This is a genomic window from Oleiphilus sp. HI0128, assembly GCF_001635365.1.
Map to the genome: position 1 here is coordinate 40,690 of NZ_LWGG01001230.1, position 10,171 is coordinate 50,860.

Genomic DNA, 10,171 nt, shown 5'->3' on the forward strand with positions numbered 1-10,171 from the left:
TATAACCTCACCGAGAGCATCTCTGGTGAGCATTTATTAAAATGTGTAGAAAACGAATACCATTTTCCAATTATTCTCAAGAAGTCTTATCCAATTATGCGTTCACACTTTGCACTCGTGATTTCTCTGGTAGCAGTCCTGTTTCTTTCTGCTTGTAGTTCCACTCCGAAAAAAGAATCGACAGAACAAGAGTTGTATGATGATGCTAAACGAGCGATCAAGTTAAGGAACTTTCCTCAAGCAACGATCGCTCTAGAAGAGTTGGAGTCCCGTTTCCCCTTTGGGCAATATGCTGAGCAAGCTCAGTTAGATTTAATCTATGCGCGTTATAGTGGGCTAGATCTAGAAGGCGCGATTCTCGCTTCCGATCGTTTTATTCGTTTACACCCTCAAAGCCCGAGCGTGGATTACGCGTATTATGTACGAGGAGTAGCGAACTATCATTTGGATATCGGTGTTTCCAGTCAGTACTTTTCGTCGGTTGATATTACCTCGCGTGACCCGGGGCATATGCGTTTGGCCTTTAAAGATTTTTCTGAACTGTTAATTCGCTTCCCCGATAGTAGCTATGCTGCAGATGCGCAAAAGAGAATGATACAAATCAGAAATCGTCTTGCGGCTTATGAACTGCATGCTGCACGATATTATATTAAACGCCAAGCCTATCTGGCAGCGGCAAACCGGGCGGCCTATGTTGTTAAAGATTACCCCGCGTCGCCAAGTGTCGAAGAGGCCTTAATTATGATGGTTTCGCTTTATCGGTATTTGGATCTTCCTTCACAGGCAGATGATGCTTTGGCTGTGTTAAGAGAAAACTTTCCAAAAGGTAAAGGCTTTGATGATGGCGGCGAGTTTGTGGCGATGCATAAGCTTGAACATAGCCGCAGTCTATTGAGCGTCATATCGTTTGGTTTATTTGAGTAAGGATTTTCTTTAATTGAAAGGCTCTTACAAGGGCACTGTTTTTATAGAAAGGTTGGTTAAGAGAATGAGTCTACGTCAGCAAATATTGCAAGAAATGAAAGTTAAGCCTGAGATAGATGTTGAGCAGGAAATCAATACGCGTGTTGCATTTATCAAGCGGAAATTGAAAGATTCAGGTTTGAAAACTTTGGTGCTTGGCATTAGTGGTGGCATCGACTCTTGCACCTGTGGAAAGTTGGCGCAAATGGCCGTTGATCAGCTTAACCAGGAAAATGCTCACCCTCATAGCTTCCAGTTCGTTGCAGTACGGCTACCTTATGGCGAGCAGGCTGATGAGCATGATGCGCAGCTATCAATTGACTTTATTCAACCAAGTCACGCAGTTGCGGTAAACGTAAAGTCAGCTTCCGATGCAATCCATCAAGAGGTGACTGCAGCACTGGACTCGGTAGACCAGTTACATGCTTCCGATCAACGTTTGGACTTTTCAAAAGGTAACGTCAAAGCGAGAGAGCGGATGGTTGCCCAATATCATATCGCCGGTATTTTGGGTGGCTTGGTATTGGGAACGGATCACTCTGCAGAAAATATAACCGGCTTTTTCACCAAATACGGTGATGGTGCAGTGGATTTGATCCCTTTGTTTGGTTTGAATAAGCGTCAGGTGCGTGCTTGCGCAAGCTTTCTTGGCGCGCCAGAGGCTATTATATCCAAGGCCCCAACTGCAGATCTTGAGTCCAACGAACCGGGCAAGAAAGATGAAGACGCATTGGGTATCAGCTATGATCAAATCGATGATTTTTTGGAAGGAAAAGAAATCGAAGAATGGGCTGAAGAGCGCTTGATGAAGATTTATCAAAGCACCCAACACAAGCGCCAGCCTATTCCTAGTATCTACGACTAAGCCTTAGGCCTTAGAATAGAACAGATTCATCTGTATCTGACTGGCTAACTTCTTTTCTCTCTTGACGGATTTTGGTTCTACGGTCTGTAGAGCTGAGAACCTCGTCGATATGAATTGAAGATAAATTAGCACTGATGCTGTCGGATAACTTCTTAAGGTCTTCGCTGGTAATCGCCTGAAGGGAGTTATGCTGCAAAGCTTCGCTATTCAATTTGCTGATCGCATCAGCAGAGCGTTTTGACTTTTCTTCTGTTTCACACTGTAAGGCCATGGCGTCTTTGATCTTTTGTGCCAATAAAATAATGTCTTTGATAGCCCGCTCCGTCTTACTTAAGCCTTCTTTCGAGGATTGGGCACTTCGAACGGTTATTTGAATGTCTTTCTGGCTGGACTGCATAACACTGGAGGCATCATGTGTGCTCGTGTGGATGCTATCGACGATACTTTTTACCTGTTCGGCTGAACTTTGAGTCCTCTCGGCCAGTGAACGTACTTCGTCGGCAACGACGGCAAAACCCCGACCTTGTTCGCCTGCACGGGCTGCTTCGATTGCTGCGTTGAGTGCCAGTAGGTTAGTTTGCTCTGCGATGCTGGTGATCTCGGTGATAATCTGGTTGATCTGGTCGCTATCGTTACGCAATTTATCTAATACTTCATTCGACTCAGATATGCGCTTTTCAATGGTATCAATTGAGGAAGTTGTTGCATGTAGGTGCTCGCCAAAGCTATTGAGCTCGCTATTCATTTCGAGAATATGATTATTGATATCTCCAATGTCATGTTCGATGTTTTCGGTCGCCATGACCATATTATTTATTGCTCCACTCAACACGCCGCCGTGATGAGATTGCATCATCGTATTCTGGCTCATGGCACTGTAGGTTTCGGTTAATTCTGCGCTCATAGGGAGCAAGCGGGAGGCTCTAAGGTGAATCCCCTGTATAGCCTGCTCAGCATTGCTCAGGCGCTGATTCAAAATTTCAAATAACTCTTTGGGCGCGCCAGACATGTTTTGGGTATTTAATTGCGTCGAGTAAGAAAACTTCTCTTCGAGGTTCGCTTTTAATGCAGAGATTCCTGCGTTTATGGGTGAAATAACTATTTTTTGATACCAAACCAAAGACAATGTGCAGCATATCAGGGTAGTCAAGATATACGCTAGTAAGCTGTTTTCGGTGCTAGCGCCTACAAACCAATAACTTAAAGGAAAGAGAAGAGTTGCCGGTAAGATAACCAGGCAGTTGTGTGCTGAGAATGCTTTCATTTGTGGTCTTTGTATTGTAATGGAGCTGAATAAGCTTGTTTCTACCCCTTAGCATAGCTAATAACCACAGACTTACCATCTCGAAGAAGCGGTTTGATTACTGGGCTTACAATAATGTGATCAAGGTAAGCCACATAATGTAACCGTAGCCAATTGTCGCGGGTAAGAAGCCTAGAAGAATGCGGGCTTTATCGCTAGTCGACTTAGGCTTAGCCATGTGAGGTTTTATAGCTAGCACAATGAAGCCGAAAGGGTTGTACAGTGCTCCAAAGCACGTGGTGTAAATGACCCAGCCGGGTAGTTCTAGGCTAAGCTTTTCATTCAAATAATAGCAGGCTACCAGCAATAGGCACATCAAGATGTAATCAATATGCGCTCGGATAAGCTGGTGGCTAGCAGGAAATAGACGCTTAAGTGCTTTTATATCAGCGTAAAGGATAAAGGAGGCTAACCAAGCCAAGGCAAGAGACAGCAGTAAGGAAAACGCTGCGGTAAGTAATAAATAGTCGGCTACGTTAGTCATTTAGTATTCCTCTGATTAGGTGTCTTATAGTAACTCAGGGAATATGTTTGGAATATACAGTGCTTGGGAAAGACAGTTTCTACCATTAGAAATTGTGACAGGAAAGGGCTCATTGAATAGAGCCCTCTTACTTTTTGTTAGCTTGAGCATTCTTTAGTGATGCGTTCTCGGACAGTATCGAGCAAAGTGTCGTCACGCTCGTATTCGGTGATGAGTTCGTCAAAGGCATCAAAGTTATCGTCGGTTAAGCCGTACTGGTCTTCAATTTTAATGAGTTCAGCTTCTTTCTTTTGTAGATCATTATGAAACAGTATCTCGGCGCATTGATAGCGTACGCTATAGTCGGCGTACTGTTCTTTGCTCATGAGCGGGTTGGCGAAGCTATTGGGCGAAAAAAGAGTGATAGCGATAGTGGTGCATAGAAAAACATGTGAAGCACTTAACGAGCTGGTTAAGGTACGAATCATTCAGATCTCCGAAGCAGGTTGATAGGGCTAAAAACTCGCGGCGAATTATAGTTAACTATAATTTTTAGTGTGTTAAGTCTTGTTATTTAATGTAAGGCTATGTAGGTTTTAACCGTAATTGTTGCCGATCTGAGGCTTCCTTAAAGGGCGCTGCTTTAACTTCCATATTTGGCAAACTGTGTTTTAGATGCTGAATTCATCAGTATAGGGCTAGCATTTAATAGTGATGATCTCTTATCCTCTGCACTGGAAAATAATACAAACAAAATGATGACCTGAATAAACGCCCTGGGAGACAGATTCGTGACCACACTACTTATTGGACTGATTATTTTTATCGGTATTCATCTTTTACCTACCTTGCCCGAATTGCGACAAAAATATATCGATAAACTTGGAGAACTGCCCTACAAAGGCATATTTGCGGTGATTTCTATAGCAGGTTTTGCTCTGATTATTATGGGTAAGGCCGATGCTCCGTTTATTTCTATTTGGCAACCACCACAGTTTTTGTCACACCTGACCAAGCTTCTGATGCTGCCTGCATTTATTTTGCTTGTTGCGGCCTATATCCCTTCCAACATTAAACGTAGAGTTCGTCACCCAATGTTAGCTGGCGTAAAATTGTGGGCTTTGGGGCACCTGTTAATCAATGGTGATGCGGCTTCAATTCTGTTATTTGGTGGTTTTCTTGCCTATGCTGTAATAGATATGATTCGTGCGAACAAACGGTCAGAATGGGTCAAGCCGGAACCTAAGCCAGCCTATATGACATTTGTTGTTATAGGTGTCGGCGTGATCGCCTATGGTGCTGTCGCGATGCACCATATGCAATTGTTTGGCGTGCCGCTTTTCTAGGTACGTTACGTTTCTTTAGCGAAAGTCTTTTATAGTGTGATTTTGCGGCAAAGCTATCCCTAAGTTGAGGTGGTAAATATGGCGACGTTTGTATTCTTTGTATTCAGTCTCTTGTGTTTGGCAATGGCTGTTAATGTATTGCGTCCCCATTACTCTCATCCGAAATGGATAGTTCTTAGCTTTTTGCTGGGCTGGCTGACCGGAGAGCTGGCTTTGCACGTTATTGCATTTCAGTTGATAGTTGTCTTCCTCTTTGTTGTTTTTGGTGCGGTCGACAGTTTTATTCCAGCCGTGTCATTAGTGATATGTGTGCTTTCCTGGCTGTTTCTAAGTTACCACTATTTTTCTGGTTACAAAGCCAAAGGTCTGATGGATCAGATCGTTATTCCTCATCGTCGTAAGGAAGATAATAGCTCCTGGAGCCGTCATGAAGAGCTTGATACTTTTCGGCTGCTTTATCCCTTCTACAGTTGGACAGATCCCGGTGTGCAAAATATTAAAGACGTCGTTTACCATAAAGTTGATGGTATGAATCTGAAGCTCGATATTCGCCGAGCAAGAACGACCGCCAATTTTGCGCCGGTACTATTTCAGATTCACGGCGGTGCCTGGACTCATGGTTATGGCAGCAAAAAGGAGCAAGGTATTCCGCTTATGGTGGAAATGGCTAAACGGGGTTGGATTTGCGTAGCCATTGACTATCGGCTAAGTCCGAAGGCGACCATGCCAGAGCATATAATCGACTGCAAAAGAGCCTTGGCTTGGGTGAAGGAGCATATTAAGGAGTATGGTGGTAATCCTGACTTCATCGTAACAACAGGGGGCTCTGCCGGTGGCCATTTATGTTCTTTGCTCAGTCTGAGCGCCAATGATGAAAGTCTACAACCTGGCTTCGAAGATGTAGATACCAGTGTGCAAGGTTGTATTCCCTATTATGGTATTTACGACTTGATGAATGAGCAGAATCTGCAACTGACGGTTGGCCTGGATATCATCATGCGCAAGAATATTATCAAACAGACAAAACAAGAAAATACCGAGATATATCGTCATATGTCGCCGATCAATCACATTAATGAAGCGGCACCTCCTTTCCTCATCATTCATGGCGATAAAGATTCGCTGACGTCTCTAGGGGAAGCGCAATACTTTGCCAGTCGGCTAGATGAAGTGTCTAAGCAAAGTGTGGAGTTTGCCGAGATCGCGGGGGCGCAACACGCCTTTGATGTATTCTCTTCGCTACGCAGCGACTATGTATTATTAGGGGTTGCTGAGCGTCTTGAGCAATGGCATCGAGATTTTCTTAAGAAAAATAAAGGAAATTAAAGAAAACTCCTATTTAGCGACAAAATATGTCGCTCCGCTCCATATTATAGATCCTGTACTTACTTAGCAGCACACATTAAATGCTGCTGACCTATATCATCAGGAGATCTAATATGTTCAGAATTAACGCATTCACTCAAAAAGGCACTAAGTTTCGTTTCCGCATCAAAAGCGACAACATTCATAATGTTCGTGACACTTTAAAAGAGATTTTTGAAGGTCAGGATATGCGTTTGGTACTGGTTGAGCCAGTTTAATAGAGGAAGTATGTATTGACGCTAGAGCCAATAGTTTCATGCTTATCTCGTTTAAACTTAATGTCAGTGTTGACGCTTTATATAGTTCGCCCGTATCAAGTCGATGTTATCGATAAGGTCCTGTTTGATGATGTCGGGCGATATCACTTTGGCCTGAGGGCCTAATGACATTAACCAGTTTCTGAGTTGAACCGTGCGCTTAGTTGTAGCACTTAAGCTCCAGTCATCATCGTGAGCGTGATGTAGCTCCTGATCGTGACTGATAGGGTTGTCGTGTAAGTCTTGTATTAAATTGCTGTGTTTTCCCGTCGTAATACTCAGCTCCAGGGTGTAAGTCTGAGCGTCTTGAAAGTCGATTAAGACATCCATATTTCCTTGATCTAGATAGCTTTTTAGCTCGAAATCTTCAGGCACCGCATTTGCGTGACTGCTAACACTTAAGTCACTTATCTTATGAATCAAGAAACTTCGAAAAGCCTCATCGCCCTTTTGCATGTCACCTTCCTTCTTGGCGACTAAATATATTTTCGGCAGCATAATCGCAACGCCGAAAGGATGAACCTCATAATCTTTGAGTTTTCCTTGGCTTTGATAGCTTAGTATCAGGCGTTTGCGATGAAGGATAGCGCTGTATATCCGGTTTAGCATTTCCAGGTCAAAATCGGCAGCCTTTAACTGTTGCCCGCGTTGGAAAAATTCTACGGCGCTAGTCAGGCGTTGATAATGCTTGGGGGAAATCGACTTCTCTTGTTTTAGAAGCTTGTCTTGAGCTTCCTGAAAAATAGATTTAAGGACATTCTGAGTATCAACAGGTAAGACTTGCTTCAGATGCTTTTGGCTTATGGAGAGTGCCAATGCCATGTAGTCAGGCATTTTCTCAAAACTGTAGCCAATAAGAGAATAAGGGTCGAGACGCCAGAGCCGGCTCTTTCCCAGGCCTTTTTCAGTGCTTAGGCCAAACTCGTTATGGTAGTCATTATCGTCTATTTCGTCACCGAGTAGGAACTTCAAGTCACGTTGTACGAGTCTAAACTGGCTTTTTGCTTTGGAGGCCTGAGTATCCAGATAGCCTGCATCACTCAAATGCTGAATAATTTCATCCGTGCCGATGGCGAGGTGCTGCGACTTCAAATAGTTGAGTATTTCTAATCTTCTAAGAAAGGTTTGCATTGGTCCTCACTTTCAATACGGTGGCTTATTGCAAAGCGCGCAACAAACCAATAAAACTGACGAGCAGTAAGACGCTACCCATTACGCGATAGAATACGACTGAGTCGGTTTCTTGTAGTTTTCGGTGAAACTTTAAACCTAACAGGTGGCCAAGAGCCGCGCAGGGTAGCAGCCATAGTTGGTGGGTTAGCTGGAAGTCGACATTCAGATAAATAAAAGCTGCGACTTTGATCGACACCAAAATAAACCATAGGGCAAATAAGGTGTCTCGCAGCTGCTCCTTCTTAACATGTGAGGCGAAAACAGCTGTTAATAAAGGAGCCCCGATGAGTGAGGTACCACTGACGTAACCACCGAGCATTAAAAAAGTGATATCCAGCGACTTAAAACGGCTCTTAAAGGGCTTGTTAAAAATATAAGTGACGGAATAAACCGCGACGATAGAAAATATTATTAAACCCATTACGGTAGCAGGCAAGGTTATGAGCCCAAATACGCCAATAATCTTAGGAATCAGCATAATTAGAAGCGCACGCTTTAGATAGGGCCAATCAATAGCTGATTCGTCTTGTGCGCCCTGGTGTGCATATTTCTTGCGAATCTTGTGATTTTCAAAAAATATTAAGCCCGAAAAGAATAGCAACTGAAGCGAAATGATTGGCAGGTAAAGCAAAGGGTCATTGTGAATTAACAGTAGGAAGGGCAGTGATAGTACTGCTCCCCCAAAGCCTAAGCCTGAACGCACAAATCCACTCCAAATAAAGGTGAGAGCGATTAATGCACACTGAACAAGGCTAAGTTCTGACATTATCTTTAATCAGCGTCCTGATTACGTTTTTCCTTTGCCTCTTCTTCAGCCTGGCGCTTGGCTTCAATCATGGCGCGGAACTCAGCAAGTTCTCGTTCCATCATTTCTGGAGTCTCGAGGCAAATCTGGCCTAGCTTGCCTGAACGTAATTCATTTAGAACAATAGTTGCGGCTTGATATAAGTCGACAATACCACCCGCCCTTAGGCAGCCCCGTTTACTACCGATAAGTTTTAATAACTCCAGCTTATCTTGCTGAAGATCAAAGGTAGAGAAGTCGAGCTTGAAGCGAGTTGCCAAGGCTTCTGGGTAATGGTTTGCCAAATGCTCCAGGGCAAAAATAGCGACGGATTCATATTCCATTGCGGTGTCTTTAACCGCGCCTGTTGCCGCTAAACGATAACCACAGGTTTCGGGTTCGAGTTTTGGCCAGAGTACGCCAGGGGTGTCCGAGAGAACGATGCCGTTATCAAGGTTTATCTTTTGCTGGCGCTTTGTCACCGCAGGTTCGTTGCCAACTTTTGCAATAGCTCGGCCGGCGATGGAATTAATCAGGGTAGATTTACCGACATTGGGAATGCCCATAATCATGGCATTTATGGGCTTATCTGAATCTTGACGATGTGGTGCGAGTTTTCGACATAAGTTGGCGATAGCGCCTTTATTGCTAAGGGTATTAGCACTAATTGCCAAGGTTTTAACTTGTGCATCTTTTTCGAAGTGTTCTTGCCAAGCTTTGACTACGTCTGGATCAGCTAAATCAGACTTGTTGAGAATCTTAATGCAGGGTTTATCTTCCTTAAGCTGGCGAATCATTGGGTTGGAGCTGCTGAATGGAATCCGAGCGTCCAGTATTTCTATCACCACATCTATTTGAGACATGACTTTCTTAATTTCTTTGCGGGCCTTGTGCATATGACCCGGGAACCACTGAATTGCCATCTACTTATCCTGATTCTTAAGAGAGTCTGGACGAGTATCCAAACCTTGTTTTGAAAGGTCATCCATATGCTGGTTTTTCAGTTTGACGTAATTGCTTGCAGTGTACTTGAAAAAGGTTTTTTCCTTGTCACTAATGGGGCGGATCTTTTTTGCTGGGCTGCCACGATACATATGGCCGGACTCCAGAACCTTGCCTGGCGGGACAACGCTACCTGCAGCGAGAATGACCTCTTCTTCTATCACCGCGCCGTCCATAACAATCGCCCCCATGCCTACTAATACTCGATCTTTTACTGTGCAGCCGTGTAGCAGAGCTTTATGACCAACGGTAACGTCAGAGCCAATGGTGAGTGGAAAACCGTCTGGATTATAGGGGCCAGCATGTGTGATGTGTAACACAGAGCCATCCTGAATACTGCTGCGTTCACCAATTCGAATTTTGTGCATATCACCGCGAATCGCGACTAAAGGCCAGATAGAGCTATCGGCTCCGATTTCAACATCACCAATAACAATGGCTGTTGGGTCGACGAAAACTGATGAGTCTAGTTTGGGGGAAAAGTCGAGATAGTTTCTCACGCAGCTCATAGGCTGATCCTCTTGTGATACATCTGGCGGTGTTATTGACGTCGTTGCGACCTAAGTGTTTTTTCGGTTCAACTTGAGGGCAGAGAATACCGAAAATTAGTGATCTTCACCAGTATCTAGCGCTATGCGAGCAAGTTGCTA

General features: G+C 44.0%; 12 protein-coding genes. 5 read left to right on the forward strand and 7 right to left on the reverse strand.

All coding sequences use genetic code 11. From position 1 onward, the window contains the following. Positions 1-96: 96 nt before the first annotated feature. Positions 97-924, forward strand: coding sequence for an outer membrane protein assembly factor BamD (locus A3763_RS20905; protein ID WP_068514606.1), 828 nt, complete (start codon positions 97-99; stop codon positions 922-924). Between the two features lie 64 nt (positions 925-988). Continuing rightward, positions 989-1,828, forward strand: a complete 840-nt coding sequence (gene nadE, locus A3763_RS20910; protein ID WP_068513073.1) for an ammonia-dependent NAD(+) synthetase — start codon at positions 989-991, stop codon at positions 1,826-1,828. Between the two features lie 10 nt (positions 1,829-1,838). Here the strand turns inward: nadE and A3763_RS20915 are convergent, their stop codons facing one another. From A3763_RS20915 to A3763_RS20925, 3 genes are all read right to left on the reverse strand, one after another. Then, on the reverse strand, positions 1,839-3,092 hold the full coding sequence (locus tag A3763_RS20915; RefSeq protein ID WP_068514611.1) for a methyl-accepting chemotaxis protein: 1,254 nt from the start codon (positions 3,090-3,092) through the stop codon (positions 1,839-1,841). A gap of 106 nt (positions 3,093-3,198) precedes the next feature. Continuing rightward, on the reverse strand, positions 3,199-3,615 hold the full coding sequence (locus A3763_RS20920) for a hypothetical protein (protein ID WP_068552917.1): 417 nt from the start codon (positions 3,613-3,615) through the stop codon (positions 3,199-3,201). A gap of 137 nt (positions 3,616-3,752) precedes the next feature. Next, complete coding sequence (locus tag A3763_RS20925; protein ID WP_068554002.1) at positions 3,753-4,082, reverse strand: hypothetical protein; 330 nt, start codon at positions 4,080-4,082, stop codon at positions 3,753-3,755. 303 nt (positions 4,083-4,385) lie between these two features. Between A3763_RS20925 and A3763_RS20930 the strand changes: the two genes are divergently transcribed. From A3763_RS20930 to A3763_RS27725, 3 genes are all read left to right on the forward strand, one after another. Next, positions 4,386-4,940, forward strand: a complete 555-nt coding sequence (locus A3763_RS20930; protein WP_068514618.1) for an NnrU family protein — start codon at positions 4,386-4,388, stop codon at positions 4,938-4,940. Positions 4,941-5,018: 78 nt separating this feature from the next. Continuing rightward, positions 5,019-6,266: an alpha/beta hydrolase gene (locus A3763_RS20935; RefSeq protein ID WP_068514622.1), complete on the forward strand. Its 1,248-nt coding sequence runs from the start codon at positions 5,019-5,021 to the stop codon at positions 6,264-6,266. A 113-nt stretch (positions 6,267-6,379) separates the two neighbouring features. After that, the gene (locus tag A3763_RS27725; protein ID WP_156490390.1) at positions 6,380-6,523 is read left to right on the forward strand and encodes a hypothetical protein; all 144 of its coding nucleotides are present in this window, start codon (positions 6,380-6,382) and stop codon (positions 6,521-6,523) included. Positions 6,524-6,586: 63 nt separating this feature from the next. Here A3763_RS27725 and A3763_RS20940 read toward each other — a convergent pair whose 3' ends face one another. From A3763_RS20940 to A3763_RS20955, 4 genes are read right to left on the reverse strand one after another with little or no spacing between them, the layout of a single operon-like run. After that, entirely contained in the window at positions 6,587-7,693 is a 1,107-nt protein-coding gene (locus tag A3763_RS20940; RefSeq protein WP_068514624.1) for a YafY family protein, read from the reverse strand. A 25-nt stretch (positions 7,694-7,718) separates the two neighbouring features. After that, positions 7,719-8,501, reverse strand: coding sequence for a TSUP family transporter (locus tag A3763_RS20945; protein ID WP_068553420.1), 783 nt, complete (start codon positions 8,499-8,501; stop codon positions 7,719-7,721). 5 nt (positions 8,502-8,506) lie between these two features. Beyond that, complete coding sequence (gene ylqF / locus A3763_RS20950) at positions 8,507-9,442, reverse strand: ribosome biogenesis GTPase YlqF (protein WP_068553421.1); 936 nt, start codon at positions 9,440-9,442, stop codon at positions 8,507-8,509. Next, positions 9,443-10,030, reverse strand: a complete 588-nt coding sequence (locus tag A3763_RS20955; RefSeq protein WP_068553422.1) for a gamma carbonic anhydrase family protein — start codon at positions 10,028-10,030, stop codon at positions 9,443-9,445. Positions 10,031-10,171: the final 141 nt, after the last annotated feature.

Coding starts and splice junctions, on each gene's coding strand:
- A3763_RS20905 (WP_068514606.1), top strand. CDS start 97: ATGCGTTCACACTTTGCACTCGTGATTTCTCTGGTAGCAGTCCTGTTT.
- nadE (WP_068513073.1), top strand. CDS start 989: ATGAGTCTACGTCAGCAAATATTGCAAGAAATGAAAGTTAAGCCTGAG.
- A3763_RS20915 (WP_068514611.1), bottom strand. CDS start 3,092: ATGAAAGCATTCTCAGCACACAACTGCCTGGTTATCTTACCGGCAACT.
- A3763_RS20920 (WP_068552917.1), bottom strand. CDS start 3,615: ATGACTAACGTAGCCGACTATTTATTACTTACCGCAGCGTTTTCCTTA.
- A3763_RS20925 (WP_068554002.1), bottom strand. CDS start 4,082: ATGATTCGTACCTTAACCAGCTCGTTAAGTGCTTCACATGTTTTTCTA.
- A3763_RS20935 (WP_068514622.1), top strand. CDS start 5,019: ATGGCGACGTTTGTATTCTTTGTATTCAGTCTCTTGTGTTTGGCAATG.
- A3763_RS27725 (WP_156490390.1), top strand. CDS start 6,380: ATGTTCAGAATTAACGCATTCACTCAAAAAGGCACTAAGTTTCGTTTC.
- A3763_RS20940 (WP_068514624.1), bottom strand. CDS start 7,693: ATGCAAACCTTTCTTAGAAGATTAGAAATACTCAACTATTTGAAGTCG.
- A3763_RS20945 (WP_068553420.1), bottom strand. CDS start 8,501: ATGTCAGAACTTAGCCTTGTTCAGTGTGCATTAATCGCTCTCACCTTT.
- ylqF (WP_068553421.1), bottom strand. CDS start 9,442: ATGGCAATTCAGTGGTTCCCGGGTCATATGCACAAGGCCCGCAAAGAA.
- A3763_RS20955 (WP_068553422.1), bottom strand. CDS start 10,030: ATGAGCTGCGTGAGAAACTATCTCGACTTTTCCCCCAAACTAGACTCA.